The sequence below is a fragment of the Streptomyces sp. NPDC020845 genome (genome assembly GCF_044334165.1).
In the GTDB taxonomy this organism is placed as follows: domain Bacteria; phylum Actinomycetota; class Actinomycetes; order Streptomycetales; family Streptomycetaceae; genus Streptomyces.
Window position 1 is genome coordinate 1 of record NZ_JBIRSJ010000018.1, and the last position, 21786, is coordinate 21786.

Genomic DNA, 21786 nt, shown 5'->3' on the forward strand with positions numbered 1-21786 from the left:
TCACCAGACCACCAACCGCGGACCGGCAGATTCCGCCCCACCGCCACACCATCAGGCGACAGCAGATCGACTCAAAGACTCACGAACCGCCCACTAAGAGGCGGCGATGAGTGTAACTGGGATGCCCCCGGCGGCCGTTGGAATTGTGTGAAGAAAACAAACGAGCACGCCGGGGATACCGTCTCCCTGGCTTACCAGTGCCGCCTCAACCTGTCCACGCACACCGTCGTCTACCTCGCCGACCTGCTGCGCTCCCGCCTGCCTGCGTGCCCTGCTCGTCCTGACCAACCTCGAAGTCAGCCGCTGACGACGGACGATCAAGGCCGCAGACATCGGCACGCGACCTGCTCGAGCACCCCCGAAACCGATCACGCCAGAGCCCCCGACCAGCACGTTCGAAGATGGCGAAGCTTCAGTGCTGGGCGGTGCCGTCGTGGCGCTGGCCACGAATGCCGCGACCGAGGTGGCCCGCGTCGGTGGCATCGACAGAGGTCAATTGCACCCCTTCTACTTCTACGCGCTGTGCTTCACCTCGACCTACGCCTCCTGAGCGAACCCGCTTGACGCGCACTTCGGGCCGCTTCGCCGCTTCACCCTGGCCAACTCCAGCCACCCCAACCACACCGTGCCGACTCTTGCCCTCACCGCTATGTGTGCCGGCGCAACGCCCACGCCCGCCACCCCGATGTCCTCGCCGCCCAGCGTCGCGAGCGCGCACGTATCTGCAGCGAGAAGGGCATCCGCTGGGGTCAGCGGCTCACAAAGAGGACAGCGTGTCAGGGGCGGGCGTGAACGCCGATGCCTCCGGAGACGGTGAGGTTGTCGCCGGTGATGTAGCCGGCGGCGTCCGAGGCGAGGAAGGCCACGGCTTCGGCGATGTCGGCGGGAGCGCCGACGCGGCCAAGCGGGACGTCCCGAGCCCAGGAGTCGATCATTTCCTGGGAGACACCCATCTTGCTGTAGGCAGGGGTGTTGATGATTCCTGGGCTGACGGCGTTGACGCGGATGCGGCGGGGGGCGAGTTCGAGCGCGAGGGATCGCATGAGGGGCAACAGTGCGCCCTTGGCGGCTGTCATGGCGGCTCCGACCCCTTCACCGGCGCCCACGGTGAACACGACTGAGGCGCCCTCGTTGAGGAGCGGGAGCGCCTTTTGCAGAGTGAAGAAGGTGCCCTTGACGTTGATGTCGAACAGGGCGTCGAAGGCGGCTTCGTCGGTTGCCTCGATCGGGCCGGGGCGGGAGATGCCCGCGTTGAGGAAGAGCAGGTCGAGGGAGCCGAATCGCCGACGTGCCTGCTCCATCGCATGGTCGATGTCCGGCAGGGATCGTGTGTCGGCCCGGACGACTGTGACACCTTCGGGAAGTCCGGCGTTGGCGAGGTTGCTGACGCCGGTGACCATGACGCGGTAGCCGCGGGAGTGGAGCAGCTCAGCGGTCGCCTTGCCGATGCCGCTGGTTCCACCGGTGATCAAAGCTACAGGTGCAGACATGATGCGCTCCTTTACATGCTTCTGGGAGGTAGAGGGTGATCGGTGAGCGGCTCGCGTCCGTGGGGCAGCGGGCTATGCCGCGACGGTCACCTGGTGACAGCGTACGACCTGCTGGCAGCGACTGCCAAACTGCGTGTGAGCGTCACACTGGCAGTACTGGGTTAACCTGGGGGCATGAAGCAGGAAGCCAAGACAGCGACGGGTACACCGACCACGCTGTGGGACCGGACACGGCAGCTGGCCTCCCGAGAGATCCTCGAAACGGCTCTGCGCCTGTTCACCGAGCAGGGCTACGACGAGACGACCATCGCCCAGATCGCCCGAGAGGCCGGCGTCTCCCAGCGCACCCTCTTCCGCTACTTCGGCACCAAGGAGGACCTTCTCGGCGGCAATCAGGACCGGTTCGGGCAGGTCCTGACAGACACGATCAGCGAACTGCCGGCCGAAGTCGGCGTCTGGGAGGCCCTGCGTGCAGGAGTTGCCGCCGTACTGGCCCTGCACGACAGCCGCGAACAGGCCCTGGAGCGGTTCCGTCTCCTGCACAACACCGCCTCGCTGCGTGCTGGTTGGCTCGAAAAGCGGCTGCGCTTCCAGGAGGACCTGCTGCCGCTCATCGAGGCGCGTATGGGCGCTACTGCCGGCAGCGCGGATGCGAGGGCCCGTGCAGTGATCACGACGGCGTTCGCCTGTCTGGATGCCGCATCTATGACGTGGGTCGACAACGACGGCAAGGGCGACATCATGGACCTGTACGACGAGTGCCTGGCCGCAGTGCGTGGCTGACCCGCAGCGACCAGCCAGCCCCGAAACTGTGGACCGGCAGCGCCGAATTCGTCGGCCTGACCCACATCACCAGTAACGCTGAACCCGGTCAGCACCACCCCGACAGTCGTTTCCGGTCACAGTACGCCGCGCGCCCGTACGCGCTGCTGCGCGACGCGATGCCGCCGAGCCGGCGGTGGCGTGGGGAGCGCTGCGTACCCAGGGGACGCTCGCCGTACTGCGGCCCGAACATCCCGCAGCCCCGAGCACCACTCCCCCACCCGCCGTCAACGCCTGTCAGTGGACCACAGCTCTCAAGGGCCCCATGTGTCCGGCTCACCCGGCCGCGAGCCCGGGTACTGCCCTTGTGCGTGCAGGCGCACTGCTCCACGGCATCGGTGGCGACCATACCGGTGCGGACGGGCCGGTGCAGACGCTGGTCGAGACCGGTGTTGCCTGCCCGATCGGGGTAGCCGCGTCGGATGGCTAGTCGGCCCGCGCGGCGCGGATCGCGGTGAAGGCCAGGAGAAGCGCGGCGGTTCGAGGCGCATCCTCCAGAATGGGCGAGTGTCCGGCGCCGGGCAGCAACTCGACTCTCGTGCCCGGAACGGCGTGGTAGTCGGCGGCGGACGAGGATCGCCATCTGCGGTCTTGGTCGCCGAAGATCACCTGCAGTGGCTTACCGAGGGCCGTCAGCCGATCCGGGAGCGTCTGCTGCTCCAGGTAGGCGCGGGCCGCCTGCGTTGACGCGGTGAACGCGTGGTAGGTCATGCCGCGCAAGTCGTCCACGATCTCCTGTGGGATCTCGAACCCCGCGCTGAAACCGCTGCTCGCAACCTGGCGGATCTGCTCGTCGGTCGGCGGCCACTGCGAGGGGGCGATGGCGGCGGACTCCGGTGCGATGAAGGCGCCCAGGTGGGGTCCGGTGTTGATGAGCACGAGCGCGGTCACCAGGTCGGCTCGCTGCTCGGCGAGGGCAGTGGCGACATAGCCACCGCTGGAATGACCGACGACTATGGCGTTCCTGACACCGAGCCGGTCCAGCGCCACGCCGACCCGGCGTCCCTGCGCGGGGATCTCGTAGCCAGGGCCGACTGGTTTGGCTGACCGGCCGTGCCCGAGCAGGTCGATCCGGATGACGCGATGAGACACGGTCAGCGCAGGAACCATCAGGTCCCACGAGCGGGTCGAGGAGGCAGACCCGTGGATGAGCAGGAGCGCGGGGGCGTCGCGGGGGCCGTCCTGGCACAGGTGGATGTCGCCGCCGTCCAGGGGCAGGATCGACTCCTCAGTGGCCTCGGCGTTGCCTTTCACATGCGGTTGCCCGTCAGGAATAGTCATGAGCCCAGCGTCGCCGCCAGTGCGCGCCCACGTCTTGGACAAATGTTCCCTCCCCCGGGCCGCGTAGCATGTGACGATGCGGTCCGCTGCGGATGAACGTGACGATCCGGCTACGTGGGACGTCGCTCGTCCGGAGCGGCCCAGCCGGGTGGCCGGTGTCAGCATGGCTGGGTTCCGCGTGCCCGGCTCGACCGCGGACGGCCTGCGGGTGGTCCCGCACCCGGCCGTGATGCTGATCCTGGAGTTCGGGGCCACCCCTCCCGTCGTGGACGATGGCGCTGGGCGGCAGCAGCGGGGAAGTCTCGTCGCCGGGCCCGGGTTCGGGTCCGGCGGCGTGGTTCGCGCGTGGGGTGAAAACGTCGAGTGCGTGCAGGTACGCCTCTCCCCGGCTGTCGCTCGCGCGGTTTTGGGCACCTCCCCGGCCGACCTGAACGGCGCCGTGGCCCTCGACGACCTGTGGGGCCGAGAGGTGTCACGGATCTGTGAGCGACTGAGAAACATCTCCTCGTGGGAGGATCGCTTCGCGTTGACGGACGCGTGGCTCGCCCGCAGGCGTGAGGCGGGGGCGTCCGTGGACCGGGAGGTGGCCTGGGCCTGGGACCGGATCGTCGTCAGTCGTGGCCTCGTCCGGGTCGACCAGTTGGCGGCCGAGGTCGGATGGAGCCGGAAGCGCCTGTGGTCCCGGTTCCACTCGCAGATCGGCCTGCCGCCAAAGCGCGCGGCGAAGCTGGTCCGCTTCGACCATTGCGCGCACCGCCTGGTCGCGGGTGAAGGCGCAGCCCGAGTCGCGGTCGACGGCGGCTACGCCGACCAGTCCCACCTCCATCGGGATGTCATGGCGTTCACCGGAGTGACCCCGGCGACCGTGGCCGGCGAGCCATTTCTGACGGTCGACGACATCGCATGGAGCAGCCACGGAAAACCCGCCCAGCCTCGCGTCTCCGCAGATCCCGGCTCGGTCGCCGATCGAAGGTGAGATGGCCCCACTGCGATCATGAACATGTGCAGAAACACCGAACCACGCACTCGTTCTCTGCGCACGAGCGGAGGTGAGCCGCTTCGTCGAGCCGCCTCGCGGTTCGCGGCAATACGCCGCGATCGGCCCGATCCTCGCAGGAGCGGCGATCTCGGTGACTCGTACGGACTGGCCCGCCCTACCCGCCCGACACTGCCCGTGCTCCTCGTCGCCCTTGAGTGCGGCCACGCTCGCCGAGACGACCCAGCACGGTGCTTGCGCTGCTTGCCTCTACCAGTGCCACACAGCCCATTCAAGGGGCTCCGGCGGCGAATTCGAGCGATCCGGGCGGCGCGCGCCCACGAAGACGTACATCAACGCGTTTCATGAAGATCATCTCGCTGAGGCCCAGGCATCGAAGAGGTCGACCAGCGGCGGCGCGAAGCGCCACTCGTCATCGGCCCGGATCCGTTGGTCCCCCAACTCCACGACGTCGGGTGCCATCTCACGGAGCGCGCGAGCCGCAGCAGCGGTAATGCCGTTCCCCGTGACATCGAGTCGGCGCAAGTTGCCGAAGGCGGACCAGCGGTCACGGAGACGCAGCGCCCCGGATGCGTCGAGCACGCCAAACGGCAGTCTCAGAGACTCCAATCGTGCGATGAGCGAACTCTCGGCGAGCACGTCCACCACTGTGTCTTTCAAATCGCTCACCAGGGCCAGCTGACGAAGTTTCGCGAATCCGGGGTTGTTCAGCAGCGGGACCAGGTCCCGCGCCGAGCCTCCCCAGCTGTATGCGAAGTGGCCGAGCCAGAGTTCGAGCGACTCAAGCTGTGGAAAGGAGCTCGTACCCAGCGCGGATACCACGGCGGGGTTGAGTGCCTCGTCACGCAGCACCAGCCGGCGCAGACGTGCCATCTCCGGGAACGGAGATGGAGGCTTCGTGCCCAGGATGTCGTGCGCCATGTCGATGTCGTTGCACTGAACGACCAGCTCATGAAGAGTCGGCACTGCTGCAAGCACCCGCTCCAGCGTCACCGAAAGCCTCCACGAGGAGCCGTCGCGCGACAGATCCTCCGGGATGTAGTCACCGCGGCCGAAGTCCGGAAAGGTGCGGGCGCCCAGTCCTAGGTGGTGGATCTCCGGCTGACGGCTGGCAAGTACGTCGACGACCGGGCCAAACGAACCATGGTGAACCCGGCTTGTTGTCACAAGCAGCTTGAGAAGGATTCGCTCGGGGTTCGCGTGCAACCAGCTGTCGAGCGCCGCCGCGCAGTGGTCCTCGTTGACGTCGTCGCTCGTCGCGATGCCGGGTCGGCTGCACTCCAGAGTGAGATGCAGCTCCGCATACGGACCGTGGTCGTCGACGTAGAGGACGTGGTTGCACGCGGACGAGTCCATCGGTGCAGCCTACCCGGACAGCCCGACTACGAAAGGGCGGCTCCCGGGCACTCCACCACATCACGAGCAGCCCGAGCCGCATCGGAGCCATCGCCAAAGCCACCCTCGTCCTCAACAACTCATGGCGATGACTTTCACTGAGAAAACCTCACTGAACGCTTCAGCTGACGGGTCTCGCCAGGTACCACGCTCAGCACGTGTCCGGGTGCCCCACCGGCAGCGCGTTGGCATCACATAATCCTGAACGCATCATTCACGCTCCAGGCAGGATGTCTCCGTGCATCACATCCTGTGCGGGCTCGCCGCCAATCCCGCCCTGTCGTCCGAGCTGGTCGACCGGCTGATATCCAGCGCGGACGACGACATCGCCACGGGCCTCGCCTGTCGCGCGGACCTCAGCCGTGCGCAGGCGGTCGCGTTGGCCGAGCGGGTCGACGAGAGCGCGGTGCAGCTCGCGTACGAGGGTCGGCTGACCGCCGCCGACATCGATCCCTCCGTCTGGCCGGATGCCGCCCTCGCCCTGCTCGACCAAGGTGTCGGCCGCCCGGAGTGGGCGCGTGTCCTCGCGGCGGATCCGGTCCGTGAGCGTCGGGAGAAGCTGGCCGCCTGCCGCGGCCTCCCGTCCGACGTGGTGGACACGCTCGCGGCGGACCCGGACGTACGTGTCGTCGCCGAGCTTGCGTTGTGGACCACCCCGGACATGGCCGCGAGGCTCGCGGCACATCCGCACGCCGAGGTCCGCCGCGCGGTGGCGAGCAACGAGGCGACGCCCCCGGCCGCACTGGCAGCGTTGGTGACCGGCGAGGGGCTGCCCGCGGCGCGACGCTGTCTGGTCTGTGACCGCGAGCAGACCCCGTTCGTTCACGATCCGCAGTGCCTACGGCCCGACTGCGATCTGCTGCCGGGCGCCTCCTGCGACGGCTCCCACGAGTCCACCGCCCACGCCATGCGGGAGGCTGCACTCCGTAACCCTGCCACCCCCGTGGATGCCGTCGTCGGCTTCGTGGACCATCCGTCGATGCAGTTGCGCTGGGCGCTCGCCGCCCGCCAGGACCTGCCCCGGCGGGCCTGCGCACGGCTCGCCTCGGACCCTACTCCCGGTGTCCGCGCCGACCTTGCCGATAATCCCGCGATCGACGATGCCCTGATCCGTGCGCTGGCCGCCGACCGTGACCCCGACGTACGCCGCAGGCTCGCACACCATCCGCGCGTACCGCTCGACGTGCTCACCCACCTGGCTCGAACTACCAAGATCGGCGCCATCCTTCTGCCCCGTATTGCCTCCTCCTCTCCCACCGAGGTCGAAGAGCTGGCCACGTCAACGGACCCGGCCACCCGAATGCTCGTGGCTCAACGACGCGATTTGCCTCCCGAGATACGCGACCGGCTGGCCGACGACCCCGACGCGAAGGTGATCAAGGCCCTCGCTCCGCACCCGGGCCTCACCGAAGCGCAGTTGCGCACCATGGTCGACCGACATGGTGTCCGTGTCCTGGCCAAGGTGGCGACCAACCCGGACGCGCCCCCGGCGTTGCTGGAGGACCTGCTCCGGCACGAACCTGCGGTGCAGAAAGTGTTTTGTGAGGTTGCCCGGCATCGCGGGGCGACGGCCTCGGCGCTGCTCGCCTGCCTGGCGGACAAGCGGGCGAGACCCGTAGCCGCGGGCCACCCAGCACTCCCGCCACCGGTCATCGCTGAGCTGCTCACCGACGCGGACTGGCAGGTAGCGGAAGGAGCGGCGGCCAACCCGTCCCTGCCACTTGCCGTGATGTCGGATGTGGTGTGCCAGCAGTGAGCGCACCGCCCGCCGAGTCGACCTTGCTGCCGTTGAAAGACGGCACCGCGGCTCGGTCAGGCCCGCAACCTGTTCCACGAACGTCTCGACGGCGATGAGCTGCCGCACCTTGAGGAACATCCGCACTCCTCCCGCCGTCTGCCCGGCCCGTAATTTCCTTTCGTGCTCTGCCGAGCGGAAGCTAGTGTTCGCGCAGCGAGTGACTCACGAGGAGCGAAGACATGGTCGGTCGTCCGAGCACGCGTTGACGTTTGAGGCCGTGAGCGGCCTGTCATCGCGTGCTGCCCTTACTACGCGGCATAGCGAGCCTTTCTTTCCCGCTGCCTGAAACGGTCGGTGCATCTGTCGAGCGCCGGTGGGCGGGTCTCGTCTTCGGTCATCCGAGGGGTCCCTGTGCCGTCTTCTTCCTCCGCTGTATCCGATTCCGGTCGACCTGTTCCGTCAAGCCTGTGGCGGGACGGCGACTTCCGCCGGCTCTGGGTGGGCCAGACGGCCTCCCAACTGGGCGAACATACAAGTCTGGTGGTTCTGCCGCTCTTCGCCGTCCTGACGCTCAACGCCGGAGCCGGCCAGTTGGGCGCCTTGCGCGCGGTGGGGCAGGCGCCGATCCTGCTGCTGTCGCTCTTCGCCGGCGCGTGGGTGGACAGGTGGCAAACCCGCACGCTGATGGTGCTGACGGACGCCGGTCGGGCCCTCGTACTGGGCGCCGCCGCCATGGCCGGCCTCCTCGGTGCGCTCGGCCTGCCGACGCTGCTCGTGGTTGCCTTCGCCATCGGGGCTCTGTCGGTGTTCTTCGATGTGGCATACCAGGCGTCTTCGGTACGGCTGGTGAAACGCGATCAGTTGGTACGGGCCAACAGCGCACTCGAGGGCAGCCGGTCCGCGGCGCAGATCGGCGGTCCCGCCCTCGGCGGTGCGTTGGTGTCCGTGCTGTCGGCGCCGATCGCTGCCGCCTCCAGCGCAGTGTTTTTCGCGCTGTCGTTCCTGTCGATCCGACGGATCGGTCGCCGCGAATCCATCCCGGAACGCTCGGAACGTCCGCCTCGGGTCTGGCGGCTGATCCATGAGGGCCTCCGCTTTGTTGCCAGGGACACCTCGCTGCGGACTGTGTGCCTCGCATCAGCCGCCTTCCAGTTTTTCTTCGCGGCTGTGATGACCGTCTACCTGCTGCACCTGCCACGGGACCTGCACCTGTCGGGCACCGCCGTTGGGCTGGCGCTCGCGGCGACGGGACCGGGCGCGCTGCTGGGCTCGCTGCTGGCCGCCCGCCTACCGAGCCGCTTCGGATATGGCGCTGTGCTCGTGTCCGCGGCAGCACTCGGCGACGGCGTGTTCCTGTTTGTGCCTGCACTGCACGGCCCCGCTGTGGTGACGGTTCCCGCGCTTCTTACGGTCAACTTCGTCTTCGGGACCTTCAGCCAGCTGGTGAATGTCACGGTCATGGCCGTCCGGCAGACCGTTACTCCGGACGGGATGCAAGGCCGCGCGGCCGCGACGATCAACTTTGTCGGCATGGGGCTGACCCCGCTCGGCTCGCTGCTCGGCGGCTTTCTCGCGGAAGTGTGGGGGACGCGCACCAGCCTCCTGGTGACAGCCGCAGGCATGCTGCTGTCGCCGGCGCTGATGGCCCTGTCCCCACTCGCCCGCCTGGGACGGACGCTTCCTGCCCCGCCGGAGACTCCGGCCCCGCCTGCCTGACGGCTTCTATCGCCGCGAACAGCCGACACAACTCCGTCAGCGATCGTGGCCATCGCTGTGCGGTTGCCTCGGTCTCCTGGGCCTCGAAGAGGCTCTCGCCGAGTTCATCGCTGGGGCCCGGTCTGAGAGGTCTGAGACGACCGGTGAGGTTCGGTGCGTACGTGCGCACGCAGCCCTTGCAGGCCGAACAGGATGAGAAGCTCGACCACGCCGCCATCGGCACTGCCCAGCCAGTGCGGCAAGGACGTGTCGAACTCGGCTGCCTCACCGGGCGGCAACGTCAGGTCGCGCTCGCCGATCACGAGTCGCAGGTGGCCGTTGAGCACATAGAGCCATTCGAAGCCTTCGTGGGTCTGCGGGGTCGGTTCGAGCGGTTCTGGCCGGGCGGGAATGATCATCTTGAAGGCGTGCACCCCGCCCGGTCGCCGGGACAGGGGCACAAAGGTCATCCCGTACCGTCTGATCGGCTTGAGATGGATCCGGGGGTCGCCCGTGCGCGGGGCACCGACGAGGTCGTCCAGCGGAACGTCGTAGATACGGGCCAGCGGCAGCAGCAATTCCAGGCTCGGCCGGCGCTGTCCGCTCTCCAGCCGGGACAGGGTGCTCTCCGACACGCCGGTCGTCGCGGCGAGGTCGGCGAGGGTGATGCCGCGGTCACGGCGCAGCGCACGGAGCCGCGGCCCCACCGAGTCGAGCACGTCGTCGTCTGTCTTGGGGTCCATGCGGCCCATCTTGCCGTTACCGCAAGTTTTCGTGCCAAGCCGTGGTGTGCCTGGCAAGACTGGGCGCCCACCGACACAAGGAGTCTTGATGAGCACCACCGATGCGGTCGCGTTCTGGGACGGCGTCTATGCGGCCCGGCCCGCAGCCGGCGACCCGCAGCCGAATGTTCGCCTCACCGAGACGGTGACGGGCCTGCCGCCCGGTGACGCGTTGGACCTCGGATGTGGCGCCGGCGGCGACGCGCTGTGGCTCGCCGGTCAGGGGTGGCAGGTCACCGCCGTCGACATCTCGGCCGTGGCGGTCGAGCGGCTCGCCACCCTCGCCCGCGCACACGGCCTGGGCGATCGCGTCATCGCCGTGCGCCACGACTTGCACACGTCTTTCCCGCCCGGCGGATTCGACCTGATCTGCGCCCACTATCTGCACACCCCCTGTGACCTGGACCGGGCAGCCGTCCTGCGCTCGGCCGCGCACGCACTGCGCCCGGGCGGGCGGCTGCTGGTCGTCGACCACGGCTCGACCGCTCCGTGGTCGTGGAACCAGGACCCCGATACTCAGTACCCGAGCCCGCAGGAGGTCGCCGCCGGTATCGATTTGGCCCCGGAGACATGGACGGTCGAGCGGGCCGACGCACCGCGCCGGATCGCGACTGGACCGGGCGGGCGCACCGCCGAGGTCACCGACCATGTTCTCCTCATCCGTCGCACCGCCTGACACGGTGGTCGGCGCTCCCGACGACGAAGGAAGGTGACCACTGTTGTCCAGCACCATGCGCCACAACCGCCGCAGCGACACCCCGCCGCCCCGGACCGGAAGCAGCGAGATCGAGGTCCTGCGCACATTTCTCGACTACCTCCGGACTTCGATCGCTACGAAGGTCGACGGTGCCCCCGAGCCGCAGGTGCGAACAGCCGCAGTGCCGTCGGGCACGAACCTGCTCGGCCTGCTCAACCACCTGACTTTCGTCGAGCGCTCGATGTTTCTCGGGGACGACGTCACCAACTGGCAGGCGACGTTCCAGGCCGCACCGGCGGACGGTGTGGCCGATATCGTGGCCCGCTACCGAGAAACGGTCGAGCGCGCGAACGACGTTCTCGACGGATGCACCGATCTCGGCGCCCCGGTCCCCCGACCGCGACCGGGGCGCCCCGCTCCCAGCGTCCGCTGGGCGCTGACCCACATGATCGAGGAGACCGGCCGTCACGCGGGCCACGCGGACATCCTCCGCGAACTGATCGACGGCTCGACCGGCCGCTGATCCGCCTTCTCCCCCGGCGAAGTGAGGGGCTCAGCAACTGGGTAGGCGCGGAGCATTATGCGGGCAGAGGGCCGCGATATGGGTGCTGATCGTGGTCGCCGTGCCGCTGTACCTGGTGCGGCTGGCCCAGGTCGGAGGGTCAACGCCTCACCGATCTGCGGCCCCTGGCACGGTTGCGTGGGCTGCGGGGGGGCTTGTCGTCCGTTCACCTGTCCTGAAGGATCTCGGCCCGCTGACCGCTCTTCCCACGCTGCGGCGGCTGTCCGTCACGGCACCCGTCTCAGATCTGGGCGAGCCGACCCTCTGCCAGCTTTCCTCGACACCCTGTGCCAAGAGACACTGGCTCTCGGGCTGCTCACCGACCAAGACGGGCAGCCGTCGCTCGCCTACGGTTTCGTCGGCTGGAACCCGCCCTCGGGCCGGGTACGCCTCGACCTCATGCCCTCTGGGTGCGCAGGTCGCTCCTCCGGTCGCACTTCTCGTCGCATCAGCGCTCCCGGCGCGGTCCGGAGCGTTGATTGCTAGACCTTGAAAGTCTAGTCTTGGCGGGACGCGCCGTTACCGGCACCCGATGGAGGAAGCGTGAGAGCCGCCGACAGCACGGCGCGCCCTGGCCGCCTGGTCTGGATGGACACGGACCTGTGGAAGCAGCAGGTGAAGCAGCGAGCCGAGGACGACGGCCTGGCCCGCGCCCGCTCGCGGGTCCTTGAGGCGCTCCTGACGGCGTACGCCGAAGGGTCGCTCGACGCGCCCGTTCCGGCTGGCAGCACATTCGGCACGGCGGAGCGGGGCGGATGCCGCGTCTACCTCGATGAGAGCGTATGCGAGAGGGCCGAGACCAGGTGGAAGAGACAGGAACAGGCCCGTCGGGGAGGCGTTCCCGGGTTCGGGCTGCTGTGTGAGGTGCTGCTGAGGGAGTATGCCGAGGGGCGCGTCGAGCTGCGGATCACCGTGGCTCCCGCCGGAAGCACAGGGAGCACAGGGAGCACAGGGAGCACAGGGAGCGTGGCGGCATGAGCGAAGCAGCAGCGGACGGGCACGGGCCCCTGATCCCACAGCCCAAGACCACAGCGGAGGACCTGCGCGCGGCTCTGGTGCAGATTGCGCCGAACCAGGTGGCCGCGTTCGACGCAGAGCGGACGGCGGCGGTGGAGGCCGCCCGCAGCCAGGTCGACGCGGCCCCCATGCGCCGGTTCCTGCGGCGGTGGGCGCTCACGGTGGCGATCGAGCGCGTTCCCGCGCGGGCCGCGCGCCTGAGCGAGCTGGAGGCCCGCGCGGGGCAGGTGGAGGATCTGGCCGAGGGGCGTGCCATCGCCGCCGAAGTGGCCGCCATCCATGCGCAGGCGGCGGCCGAGGCCGGAGTCGACGGGCGGACCGCCGGGTGACCGAAGACGCCGGACAGGGGTGGCGCTGGGAGTACGAACCCGACTACGAGTACGTGGCGAAGGGGCTGTCCAAGCGCGTGGTTGTGGAGGTGGAGCGGCTCGCCGGGCAACTCGTGGACCTGGCCGAGATGGGCATCGACGTCACGGCCGTAGGAGACGGCCCGAGGCCGGGGGTCGCAGGCGGCGTGCGGCGCCTGTCGGTCCTGGAAGACGGGTTCATGCTGGTCCTGCCTCTCCCCCGGCTGCGCCTTGTCGCCGTTACGTACATCTGCCCGCCGTTCGCCGACCTGTAGCCCGCCCCTTGCGCGCTTCCGAGGACCGCGGCCCCGTTCCCGTTCCGGGAACGGGGGTGCTGCTGGAACGGGGGTTCTGCTGCACATCGTGCCCATGCGACGTCCACGGTGCGCTACCGCAGCGGCCGGTACAGGCGCTCGACCGCAGAGTTCTCTGCCGCTGAGCGCGACTGCGTCGAGAAGACCGTCGTCGGCGCCAGTCATCGCCGCTCCGGACGGAAAGGTGCTGCTGCACCGCTCGGCCGATGACTACGTCGGCAGCCTGTGGGAGCTCCCCGCCGACGGCGTGGACACCTGCGAGTCCTTGATCGAGGCCCTACGGGGCAAAGTCGCCGAAGAAACCGGGCTGACGGTTGCGCCCATCGACGAGTTCGTCGGGCACTTCGACTACCTGCCCAGGAGCGGCAAGCAGCCCGACGCGGTCACTGCCGACGCCGCCTCAACGACCCATCCCGCACATGGATCGCGAACCAGACCGGAGTACTAGGAGCGCGTCCGGCACAGCTCCTGGTCCACGAGCGTGCTCATGGCCTGCTGGGTACCCTGGCCACCATCACTGGTGACGTACACCACGGCGGTCCGGGCCCCGTCTCGGGTGACCCCACCCCAGGTGCGATAGCCGAGCAGTTCGCCCGGGTGACCGAAGTAGCTGCCACCACAGGACAACGGGATCTCGCCCAGACCGAGTCCGTACCTCACGCCCAGCTCGGGCGCGGGCTTGGTGGTCGTCATCTCGTCGAGCTGCGCCGGAGCCAGCAGACGGCCGCCGAGCAGTGCGGTGTAGAACCGGTTCAGGTCGTGCGTGGTGCTGATGATCGAGCCGGAGCCGACGGCCATACTCGAATTGAGCGCCGTGACGTCGATGCGGGTGCGGGTGCCGAACGCGGCGTAGCTGTGGGCGTGCGGGCCCAGGATGAAGGGGAAGACGCCGGGCGTACTGGTGTCCCTCAGGCCCAGCGGGCGGATGATCCGGTCGTTCACCTCCTTCGCCCAACTCCGGCCGGTGACCTCGTGGATGATCATCGCGGCGAGAATGTAGTTGGTGTTGGAGTACGACCAGCCGGCGCCCGGGGAGAAGTTGGGAGGCTGCTGAATCGCCAGCCGCACCAACTCCTCGGGGGTGTAGGTGCGGAACCGCTCGGCTCGATAACCGTCCGCGCTGTTCAACGCGGGTATCTCCGGCAGGACGTCACGGATGCCGCTGGTGTGCTGCAGCAGCTGCCGCACGGTGATCCGACTGCCGTCGTTGCCGTTACCCCGGACCACTCCCGGCAGCCACTGCCCGACGGTGTCTTCCAGGGACATTCGCCCCTCGCCGACGAGTTGCAGCACGACCGTGGCGGTGAAGGTCTTGGCGGCGCTGCCGATCCGAAACCTGCCGTTCCGTGGCATCGGCCTCCCGGTGCCCCTCTCGGCCGTCCCGGCGCGCGCGCTGTTACGTGTGTCCGGTGACGTCACCTCGGCGAGCACACCGACGGCCCCGGTGTCATGGATCGCGTCCACCTGCTGCTGGAGCGGATCCGCCTGCTGCGGCTTCGCCGCCGCCGTCAGCCCGGTCGACGCGACAAGGAGGACCGCGCCCAGGCTGGTCAGGACGAGCGGGCCTCGCCGACGCCTTCGTAACACATGCATGATGATCCCTTTCCCGTTCGGGTTGCCTGTGCGTTCAGGGACCGCTCAGGCTGTGGCCCGCGACTGTTTCGCCCCGGAGCCGGCGGTCGCAGACCATCCCACCAGCGGAGAGGGGATCGGCCCATCCAGCTCTCCCCCTGACGCGCCGATGCGCTGTCCTCAGGGCGGCGCCTGGGGTTACCCCCCGTAGGGCCCCGTAGGAACGCGAAGGCCTCCCCCTCCTGGTCGGCTCTGAACAGCGGAGATAGCGATCCGCGGCTGGAGTACCAGGTGATCAGCACGCCAATGTCAGTGCAACAGGCGTCGGCTCAGCCGGCGTTCTGTGCGCCGAAACGCAGGCCGCCGAAGAGGATCGCCGTGATGCGCACGGCTTCGTCCTGCCAGCCCTCCGTGGCGTGCATTCCGCAGATGCCTCCCAGCGCGCGCAGCAGTGTGTGCCCGCTGACGCCACCACCGATGGTGCCGGCCGCCGTGCCCGCCTTGAGTAGCTGGTCGGGAGCCTGTGCCATCTGTGTGCGGGCGTCGTCGAAGATCGGTGAATCCTCGACAAGGGCTTCGCGTGTCTCGAAGTGGCGGTAGAGCGTCCCGCCCGCCACTCCGGCTCGCCGGGCGATCTCTTTGACGTGAGCATCGGTCTCGCCAGTGAGGAATGCCTCCCGCGCCGCGGCCAGGAGCGCCTCGCGGTTACCTCGCGCATCAGCGCGCAGCGGACGTACAACAGCAACGGTACCCCCATAAGGTGAATCTGGTTCAGGTTACGTATAATTTCCGGGGAGTAGCGGAGCTCGGCCGACGGGTCATCGACAGCGTCGGTGGGGTGGATGTCCTGGTCAACAATGCGGGCGCCGCGAGCGTCCCGATGTCGACGCTGAAGCGGTCCGACCAGTCGTGGCATGCGGACCCGGCGATGAACCTGCTCAGTGCCGTCCAGCTCGACCGGGCCCCGGTCCCGGGGATGTGAGCGGGGTTCCGGCGTCGTCGTGCACGTCTCGTCGATCGCGAGTCGTCTGCCCAGCGCACCGAGGCGTCCTACGCGGCCGCGAAGGCCGCGAAGGCGGCGCTCAGTGCCTACAGCCGCGAGTTGGCGACCGAGGTGGGCGAGCACGGGGTGCGCGTGGTCTGTGTCATGCCGGCTTTGTGGCCACCGAGGGAGCCGTCCAACACCTCCAGCGGATCGCCGATCGACAGGGCGTTGGCGTGGAGGAGGTACAGCAACAGGTCGTAGATCACCTGAACGTGCCGATGGGCCGACCCGGCGATCCCGAGGACGTGGCAGAGATGATCGCGTTCCTCGCATCCGACCGCGCGAAGTGGCTCACAGGAGCCGAGTTCCGGGTCGACGGCGGCATCATCCCGGTGGTGTGACTTCGAGGTCAGGTAGGAGCAGGACGGAGAACAAGGATGAACATCAACCTCAGCGCAGTGATCATCGATGCCGCCGATCTGGAGCCCGAGACTGCGTTCTGGCATCGGCTGCTCGGCGGCTCGATCGCGAAGACCGCAACCCGCCACTTCCTCCGGATCGACGGATTCCCGGTGTTCGTGATCCAGCTGGCTCCGGGGCATGTCCCCCCGCAGTGGCCAGAGGACAACTCGCAGCAGATGCACGTCGATCTGACGACGGACGACCTCGCGGCCGCGAACAGGCTGGCGCTTGAGGCAGGTGCACGTCGGCTGCATCCCACTGAGGACGTCGACCCCGCCTCGCAGAAGGGCGGCCGGGTCTACGCCAGCCCGGCCGGACATCCCTTCTGCCTCCGGTCGGCCTTACGCCTTACGGCGCACCACCGCGCCCTCGTGCACGCAGTCGGCGCGGCAGACACATTGGCGGGCGCGTGCTGCACGGCGCAACGTGGGAGGTGTGAACGACACATCCTACGAACCGGCCGCACCATCCGGAGGAAGCAGCTATGAGCCAGTCCACTCACCTCGACAGCGAGTTCGCGGCGCCCGACGGCGTGACCTTGCGCGGGCACGGTACGTTCCCGGCCGGCCCGGCCGACACCCGGCGATCACCATGGCCCATGGGTACGGCGCGGTGAAGGAAATGGCGCTTCTCCGCCTCGCCGGTGCGTTCGCCGAGGCCGGCTTCGCCGCCCTGGTCCACGACCACCGCACCTTCGGCGCCAGCGACGGTACCCCGCGCCAGGACATCGACCCCTGGAAACAGATCGAGGACTGGCGGCGCGCCATCACCTACCTGGAATCGCGACCCGAGGTCGACGCCGACCGGATCGGCCTTGGGGGGGCCAGCTATGCCGGCGGACACGCGATCGTGCTCGGCGCCACCGACCGCCGTCTGAAGGCCGTCGTCGCCCAGGTGCCCACCATCAGCGGCTTCGAGCAGTCCAGGCGACGTGTCGCCCCCGACAACATCGCCGCCCTGGAGACCGCCCTCGACGCCGATGAGCGTGCCCAGCTGACCGGCGAGGCGCCGCGCACCCAGGCCCTGGTCAGCGCCGATCCAGCCGTGGCCGCCTCCTACCGCGCCCAGGATGCCGTCGACTTCTACCTCCAGGAACTCCCCCAAGGAACACGCTGGGACAACAGCGTCACCGTCCGCTCCACCCGCAAGGCACGCATGTACGAGCCGGGCGTCTTCATCGACCGCGTCTCCCCCACACCGCTGCTGATGATCGTCGGCGAGCAGGACACCGTCACCCTCACCGACACCGGACTCACCGCTACAACCGCGCGCTGGAACCGAAGCAACTGGTGACGATCCCCGGGGGCCACTTCGCCGCGTACACCACCGAGTTCACTCAAGCCTCCGCAGCGGTCACCGCCTTCTTCCGCGGCAATCTGACACCGAGCGGAAACTGAAGCGCACGAATCCGTGCGCCGCGAGCGGCCCACGGAGGCGGTCCGCGCGTTGGACGCGGCGCCGAAGGCCGGCCGCCCGCCTGCGGCCCCCACCGCGCCGCTCGTGCAGCACCGGCTCCCGGACGGCTACCCCGGCGCCCGGATCAACTACACGCCTGTCCGCTGAGGCCAGTAGCCCCCGTAGCCATCGCGTAGATGTACCATCCAGCACCAAACATTGATTGCGCCCCCAGACGAGGGAGCTTGTGGTGGACACCTCTACCGACAACACCAACCTGAAGTCCCAGTACGCGGCACAGATCACCGCAGATCTCGAACGCAACTCCGCCGAACACGAACGCCTGAGCACCGAAATCTCGGCGCTGCAACAGCAACTGTCGGTGCTCGAGAACAACCGGGTGCTCCTGCTCAGCATGCGACAGACCCTCGGTGGCGAATCCGCCGCCGACGTAGCGGGGAACACCGAGGTCAGCGGCTCTGAGGACGGTGTGTCCACTGCGCCGAAGTCCGCAGCGCTGCCGGCAGCGCGCAAGCCGAAGAAGAACGCCAACACGACCACCGGCAAGCGGAAGAGGGCAGAGTCAGACACGAGCCGTCCCAAGCAGGTGAGAGAAACCGGTGTGCCCACGCTCCGGGACCTCATCCGTGATGACCTCATCCAGCACGGTGAACCGCGCTCCGCAGCCGAGGTCACCACTGCCCTCACCCAGGCTCTGCCGGACCGCGAGATCAAGGCCACCGTCGTACGCAGCACTCTCGAGTCGCTCGTCGCCAAGGGTCAAGTCCACCGCATCAAGCAGCAGAAGTCCGTCTTCTACTCGGCTACCACCCCGGACACGGCCGCCGGCACGTCTGAGCCCAGCGCGGCATCCCCTTCCTGAAACCTGTAAACGTCGTCTCCTGCGCTGCGCTCCAGTCGGCCTGCCAGGCGCACGACCTCCCGCGTGCCGGGAGGTACTCCTCCCGGCACGTGCTACCACGTCGTTGAATGGATCATGGGTGGGTTATGGTGCCAGCATGAGCGTACGGTTCACCGGCTGGCCGGAGCGAGCCATGGACGTGCTACTGCACCTGCAGGGCGAGCCCTCAAGCGCGGTACGCGAGCAGTACCGCGCGGATCGCGAACGCCTCGTCCGGCAGCCGATGATCGCATTGCTGAACGATGTGGCGGACGCCGATCCACGGTACGAGGACTTCTCTGTCTGGCACTACCGCACAAACTCCTGGTGGTGGCAGCACCAGGGCGCGGTGATCCGACTCGGCCGCAAGATCGAGATCGGTCTGCGGTTCGATCTGGACGGCCTGCGGATCCAGGGAGCCTGGTGGTATCCGGACCCTGGCCAGGTCGCCATGTTCCGCAAGGCCGTCGCCGCCGAGGGCAGCGGCCGCGAACTGACCGCCATCGCCGAGGACTTGCGGCAGAAGGGCTACGACATCTCCGGGGACGTGATGAAGCGCCCCCCACGGGGTTATCCGTCCGACCACTGCCGCGCGGACCTGCTGCGCCACCGCTCACTGATCGCTGCCCAACCCCTCGGCTGCGACGACTGGCTCCACACCCCTGAAGCCGTCGGCAAAGTCCTCGCAGCCGCCGACGACCTGGACCCCATGCTCACCTGGCTGGTCCGTCACGTGAAAAACTCCGCCTGACACCGGAAAGCGCTCCGCCCGCGCCGTCGGCGGGCCCGAGCGGGTTTCAGGACCTTGGTCACCCCGTCGCTGACGCCGGAGAACCACCCGTGTCAACGACCAGCCGTACGACCCGATAGGTCACATCGGTGTGATGCCCGGGCTCATGGGTGTGTGCGAAGGGCGCACTCGATGAGGAGGACATGATGCAGTTTGTGTTGGTGATCCACCAGGGCACGTATCCGTTGCCGGGCACTCCGCAGGCGGAGTTGGTGTCGGAGGAGGACAGCAAGGCGGCGTACGCCGACTGGGCGGCGATCGGCAAGATGGAGAACGTGACCGGTGCGCCGCCGATGGGTCTGCCCAAGGACGCGACGACCGTCCGAGTGGAGGACGGTTCGGCCGTCACCACCGAGGGTCCGTTCGACAACACCTCGGTGGGCGGGTTCCTGGTGGTCGAGGCCGAGGATCTGGATACCGCGATCGCGATCGCATCCCGCGTACCGCAGGCGCGACTGGGTGGCGCGGTCGAAGTACGACCGTCCGCCAAGTACTGGTGAGTTCCCGGCCCGGCGCGCGCCGCGCACCGGGCCGGACCGCTCACTCGGCCTGGCCGAGGATGCTGGACGCGAGGCTGCGGACGCGGTCGGCGTTGCGGATGACGTCGATCCTGACGATCTTGTCGCCGGTGACCGTGAAGGCAATGACGGAGTACGGTTGTCCATCCCGGGTGACCAGCGCGCCGACCGTGCCGTTGACCAGGACGGAGCGCAGTTCGCCACCGCGGGGCACACGGGCTTGCTCGGCCACCGCCGCCGCACCGCGGACGACGCTCGGCGGCCGGGTGGCACCGAACTCGGTACGCTGCACGACATCGGGGGCGAGGACCTGGACGAGGGCGTCGAGATCCGCCGTCCGCGCCGCCGCGTAGAACGCGTTGACCACCTTCCGCTGGCGCGCGAGATCCCGATCGGGCCGGGGGATCTCCGCGCCGCTGACCCTGCGCCGCGCTCGGCTGGCGAGCTTCCGTGCGGCCGTGGGGTTTCGGTCGATGATGTGGGCGATCTCGTCGAAGGGCAGGCCGAACATGTCGTGCAGCACGAACGCCAACCGTTCTGCCGGGGTGAGCCGTTCGAGTACGACAAGCAGCGCCAGGCCCACCGCGTCGGCCAGCAGTGCCTCCTGCTCGGGGTCGGGGTCTCCGGCCCGGATGACCGGGTCGGGCAGGTGCTCGACCAGCGGGTCTTCCCGGCGGCGCCGTCGGGACCGCAACTGGTGCAAGCACTCCCGCGCGACGACGGTGGTCAGCCATCCGCTGAGGTTGTCAATTTGCTCCTCGTCGGACCGGCTCAGCCGAAGCCAGGCGTCCTGCACCGCGTCGTCGGCCTCCGCCACCGAACCCAGCATCCGATATGCCACCGCACGCAGCCGCGGGCGCTCCCGCTCGAAGCGCTCGGCCAGCCACTCGCTCTCGTTCACCAGTCACACCATCCCATCGTCAAGGCTCACCGGGATGAGCCTCCAGAGGCCGCCCATGTGACGGCAGTGACGGAGAACTCATCTCCAGTGCCGCGGCGGTCCGAGGGTGGCCGTGGAGCTGACTTCAGGCGGTCAGGACGTCCTGCAGGTCCCGTACGGCGTGCTCCCGGTGGTGTTGGGCCAGGAGCTCAGTGCCGTTCCGGATCGAACTCCAGCACCTGCGTGAGCCGGATGTTGTTGCCCGACGGGTCCCGGAACGACGTGTCGATCCCGTACGGCTGCACCGTCGGCGGGTCGTTGAACTCGACACCACGGGCGGACAGCTCGTCATACGCGGCCTGGCAGTCGTCGGTCTCCAGGAACAGCGTGCCGCCCGCTCCCTTCGCCACCAGGTCCGACAGCTGGGCACTGCTCGCCTCATCCAGCATCGGCTGCCGTGGTACTGGCATCAGCACCAGCGCCGGACCGTCCGCGCCGGGCGGGGCGACGCAAAGCCACCGGAAGCTCCATGCCTCCATCGTCACATCCGCCCGGACCTCCCAGCCGAGTTTCCTGGTGTAGAAGTCAAGCGCCTCGTCCTGGTCGTGCACCCAGAACTGCGCATTCGCGATCTTGATCGTCGTCATGGCCGCTCCTCGCTCGATTGCCTGGAAACGACGCTAAGCAGCCGGCAACGCCGTGTCTTCTCGAAACGTGCGGTTCCGTGGCCGACCGTAGGCCATCGCCACACAGCGGGGGATGCGGACATGGCGAGCGGCGGGCGGATGCGCCGCACGGTACGCCTGCGGGGTCATCCCGTACATCCTGCGGAAACTCGTCGTGAACGAACCGATGCTCCGCACACCGACGGCGACGCCGATCTCGGCCACCGTCCAGTCGGTCGCAAGCAGCAGGGCGGCGGCCCGCTCCAGGCGACGGGTCAGCAGGTACTGGTGCGGCGACTCGCCGAACGCGGCCTTGAAGCAGCGGCTGAAGTGGGCCGTGGACAGCGCGGCAGCCGCGGCCATCCCGGCCACAGTGAGTGCCTCGGAGTAGCGCGCGTCCGCGAGATCCCTGGCGCGGAGCAGATGACGAGCGATCGGAACATGGGCCACGGGACCCATTGTGCGGTCACCGGGACCCGCC

The 21786-nt window shown here is 68.5% G+C and carries 26 protein-coding genes and 2 pseudogenes; 19 read left to right on the forward strand and 9 right to left on the reverse strand.

All coding sequences use genetic code 11. The features are described 5' to 3' along the window. Nucleotides 1-520 precede the first annotated feature (520 nt). Nucleotides 521-792: pseudogene (locus ACH4U7_RS39875) on the forward strand (hypothetical protein); the annotation flags it as partial. On the opposite strand, the gene ACH4U7_RS39880 reads toward ACH4U7_RS39875, so the two are convergent. Further along, a complete protein-coding gene (locus ACH4U7_RS39880) occupies nucleotides 777-1490 on the reverse strand; it encodes an SDR family NAD(P)-dependent oxidoreductase (RefSeq protein WP_398532673.1) in 714 nt (237 codons plus the stop codon). The pseudogene ACH4U7_RS39875 and the gene ACH4U7_RS39880 overlap by 16 nt on opposite strands. A gap of 174 nt (nucleotides 1491-1664) precedes the next feature. On the opposite strand from ACH4U7_RS39880, the gene ACH4U7_RS39885 reads away from it, so the two are divergent. Next, nucleotides 1665-2273: a TetR/AcrR family transcriptional regulator gene (locus ACH4U7_RS39885; protein ID WP_398532674.1), complete on the forward strand. Its 609-nt coding sequence runs from the start codon at nucleotides 1665-1667 to the stop codon at nucleotides 2271-2273. A gap of 465 nt (nucleotides 2274-2738) precedes the next feature. On the opposite strand, the gene ACH4U7_RS39890 is transcribed toward ACH4U7_RS39885, so the two are convergent. Beyond that, nucleotides 2739-3593, reverse strand: coding sequence for an alpha/beta fold hydrolase (locus ACH4U7_RS39890; protein ID WP_398532675.1), 855 nt, complete (start codon nucleotides 3591-3593; stop codon nucleotides 2739-2741). Between the two features lie 163 nt (nucleotides 3594-3756). Here ACH4U7_RS39890 and ACH4U7_RS39895 point away from each other — a divergent pair, with 163 nt between their 5' ends. Continuing rightward, the gene (locus tag ACH4U7_RS39895) at nucleotides 3757-4569 is read left to right on the forward strand and encodes a helix-turn-helix domain-containing protein (protein WP_398532676.1); all 813 of its coding nucleotides are present in this window, start codon (nucleotides 3757-3759) and stop codon (nucleotides 4567-4569) included. A 372-nt stretch (nucleotides 4570-4941) separates the two neighbouring features. Here the strand turns inward: ACH4U7_RS39895 and ACH4U7_RS39900 are convergent, their stop codons facing one another. Further along, nucleotides 4942-5946: a hypothetical protein gene (locus ACH4U7_RS39900; RefSeq protein ID WP_398532677.1), complete on the reverse strand. Its 1005-nt coding sequence runs from the start codon at nucleotides 5944-5946 to the stop codon at nucleotides 4942-4944. Nucleotides 5947-6223: 277 nt separating this feature from the next. On the opposite strand from ACH4U7_RS39900, the gene ACH4U7_RS39905 reads away from it, so the two are divergent. Next, nucleotides 6224-7741, forward strand: a complete 1518-nt coding sequence (locus ACH4U7_RS39905) for a hypothetical protein (RefSeq protein ID WP_398532678.1) — start codon at nucleotides 6224-6226, stop codon at nucleotides 7739-7741. Nucleotides 7742-8134: 393 nt separating this feature from the next. Continuing rightward, on the forward strand, nucleotides 8135-9439 hold the full coding sequence (locus ACH4U7_RS39910) for an MFS transporter (protein WP_398532679.1): 1305 nt from the start codon (nucleotides 8135-8137) through the stop codon (nucleotides 9437-9439). Nucleotides 9440-9543: 104 nt separating this feature from the next. Here the strand turns inward: ACH4U7_RS39910 and ACH4U7_RS39915 are convergent, their stop codons facing one another. Beyond that, the gene (locus tag ACH4U7_RS39915) at nucleotides 9544-10161 is read right to left on the reverse strand and encodes a helix-turn-helix domain-containing protein (protein WP_398532680.1); all 618 of its coding nucleotides are present in this window, start codon (nucleotides 10159-10161) and stop codon (nucleotides 9544-9546) included. A gap of 88 nt (nucleotides 10162-10249) precedes the next feature. Here ACH4U7_RS39915 and ACH4U7_RS39920 point away from each other — a divergent pair, with 88 nt between their 5' ends. The 6 genes from ACH4U7_RS39920 to ACH4U7_RS39945 all read left to right on the forward strand — a co-directional run bounded on the left by ACH4U7_RS39920 (nucleotide 10250) and on the right by ACH4U7_RS39945 (nucleotide 13585). After that, on the forward strand, nucleotides 10250-10876 hold the full coding sequence (locus tag ACH4U7_RS39920; RefSeq protein WP_398532681.1) for a class I SAM-dependent methyltransferase: 627 nt from the start codon (nucleotides 10250-10252) through the stop codon (nucleotides 10874-10876). Between the two features lie 55 nt (nucleotides 10877-10931). Further along, the gene (locus tag ACH4U7_RS39925) at nucleotides 10932-11420 is read left to right on the forward strand and encodes a DinB family protein (RefSeq protein ID WP_398532870.1); all 489 of its coding nucleotides are present in this window, start codon (nucleotides 10932-10934) and stop codon (nucleotides 11418-11420) included. 627 nt (nucleotides 11421-12047) lie between these two features. After that, complete coding sequence (locus ACH4U7_RS39930) at nucleotides 12048-12437, forward strand: hypothetical protein (protein ID WP_398532682.1); 390 nt, start codon at nucleotides 12048-12050, stop codon at nucleotides 12435-12437. Further along, nucleotides 12434-12805, forward strand: coding sequence for a DUF6247 family protein (locus ACH4U7_RS39935; protein ID WP_398532683.1), 372 nt, complete (start codon nucleotides 12434-12436; stop codon nucleotides 12803-12805). Before ACH4U7_RS39930 ends, ACH4U7_RS39935 begins: the two co-directional genes overlap by 4 nt. Further along, entirely contained in the window at nucleotides 12802-13098 is a 297-nt protein-coding gene (locus ACH4U7_RS39940; protein ID WP_398532684.1) for a hypothetical protein, read from the forward strand. Before ACH4U7_RS39935 ends, ACH4U7_RS39940 begins: the two co-directional genes overlap by 4 nt. Nucleotides 13099-13192: 94 nt before the next feature. Continuing rightward, the gene (locus ACH4U7_RS39945) at nucleotides 13193-13585 is read left to right on the forward strand and encodes an NUDIX hydrolase (protein WP_398532685.1); all 393 of its coding nucleotides are present in this window, start codon (nucleotides 13193-13195) and stop codon (nucleotides 13583-13585) included. Here the strand turns inward: ACH4U7_RS39945 and ACH4U7_RS39950 are convergent. After that, complete coding sequence (locus ACH4U7_RS39950) at nucleotides 13582-14730, reverse strand: serine hydrolase domain-containing protein (protein WP_398532686.1); 1149 nt, start codon at nucleotides 14728-14730, stop codon at nucleotides 13582-13584. The two genes, ACH4U7_RS39945 and ACH4U7_RS39950, sit on opposite strands and share 4 nt — an antisense overlap. Nucleotides 14731-15038: 308 nt before the next feature. Continuing rightward, complete coding sequence (locus ACH4U7_RS39955; protein ID WP_398532871.1) at nucleotides 15039-15401, reverse strand: helix-turn-helix domain-containing protein; 363 nt, start codon at nucleotides 15399-15401, stop codon at nucleotides 15039-15041. 98 nt (nucleotides 15402-15499) lie between these two features. Between ACH4U7_RS39955 and ACH4U7_RS39960 the strand changes: the two are divergent. The 8 genes and pseudogenes from ACH4U7_RS39960 to ACH4U7_RS39995 all read left to right on the forward strand — a co-directional run. Beyond that, a pseudogene (locus ACH4U7_RS39960) lies at nucleotides 15500-16095 on the forward strand (SDR family oxidoreductase); the annotation flags it as partial. A gap of 36 nt (nucleotides 16096-16131) precedes the next feature. Continuing rightward, entirely contained in the window at nucleotides 16132-16644 is a 513-nt protein-coding gene (locus ACH4U7_RS39965; RefSeq protein ID WP_398532687.1) for a VOC family protein, read from the forward strand. Beyond that, entirely contained in the window at nucleotides 16641-16772 is a 132-nt protein-coding gene (locus ACH4U7_RS39970; RefSeq protein ID WP_398532688.1) for a hypothetical protein, read from the forward strand. The genes ACH4U7_RS39965 and ACH4U7_RS39970 overlap by 4 nt, the downstream gene beginning before the upstream one ends. Next, a complete protein-coding gene (locus ACH4U7_RS39975) occupies nucleotides 16748-17449 on the forward strand; it encodes an alpha/beta hydrolase (protein ID WP_398532689.1) in 702 nt (233 codons plus the stop codon). The genes ACH4U7_RS39970 and ACH4U7_RS39975 overlap by 25 nt, the downstream gene beginning before the upstream one ends. Before the next feature lie 117 nt (nucleotides 17450-17566). Then, nucleotides 17567-17719: a hypothetical protein gene (locus tag ACH4U7_RS39980; protein WP_398532690.1), complete on the forward strand. Its 153-nt coding sequence runs from the start codon at nucleotides 17567-17569 to the stop codon at nucleotides 17717-17719. Nucleotides 17720-17774: 55 nt separating this feature from the next. Further along, a complete protein-coding gene (locus ACH4U7_RS39985; RefSeq protein ID WP_398532691.1) occupies nucleotides 17775-18434 on the forward strand; it encodes a hypothetical protein in 660 nt (219 codons plus the stop codon). 136 nt (nucleotides 18435-18570) lie between these two features. Next, nucleotides 18571-19203 carry a DUF2461 family protein gene (locus tag ACH4U7_RS39990; protein ID WP_398532692.1) on the forward strand — a complete coding sequence of 211 codons (633 nt, stop codon included), beginning with the start codon at nucleotides 18571-18573 and terminating at the stop codon, nucleotides 19201-19203. Between the two features lie 182 nt (nucleotides 19204-19385). Beyond that, on the forward strand, nucleotides 19386-19742 hold the full coding sequence (locus ACH4U7_RS39995; RefSeq protein WP_398532693.1) for a YciI family protein: 357 nt from the start codon (nucleotides 19386-19388) through the stop codon (nucleotides 19740-19742). A 40-nt stretch (nucleotides 19743-19782) separates the two neighbouring features. Here ACH4U7_RS39995 and ACH4U7_RS40000 read toward each other — a convergent pair whose 3' ends face one another. From ACH4U7_RS40000 to ACH4U7_RS40010, 3 genes are all read right to left on the reverse strand, one after another. Beyond that, complete coding sequence (locus ACH4U7_RS40000) at nucleotides 19783-20661, reverse strand: sigma-70 family RNA polymerase sigma factor (RefSeq protein WP_398532694.1); 879 nt, start codon at nucleotides 20659-20661, stop codon at nucleotides 19783-19785. Nucleotides 20662-20849: 188 nt separating this feature from the next. After that, nucleotides 20850-21287: a VOC family protein gene (locus tag ACH4U7_RS40005; protein WP_398532695.1), complete on the reverse strand. Its 438-nt coding sequence runs from the start codon at nucleotides 21285-21287 to the stop codon at nucleotides 20850-20852. Between the two features lie 33 nt (nucleotides 21288-21320). Continuing rightward, nucleotides 21321-21764: a helix-turn-helix transcriptional regulator gene (locus tag ACH4U7_RS40010; protein WP_398532696.1), complete on the reverse strand. Its 444-nt coding sequence runs from the start codon at nucleotides 21762-21764 to the stop codon at nucleotides 21321-21323. Nucleotides 21765-21786: the final 22 nt, after the last annotated feature.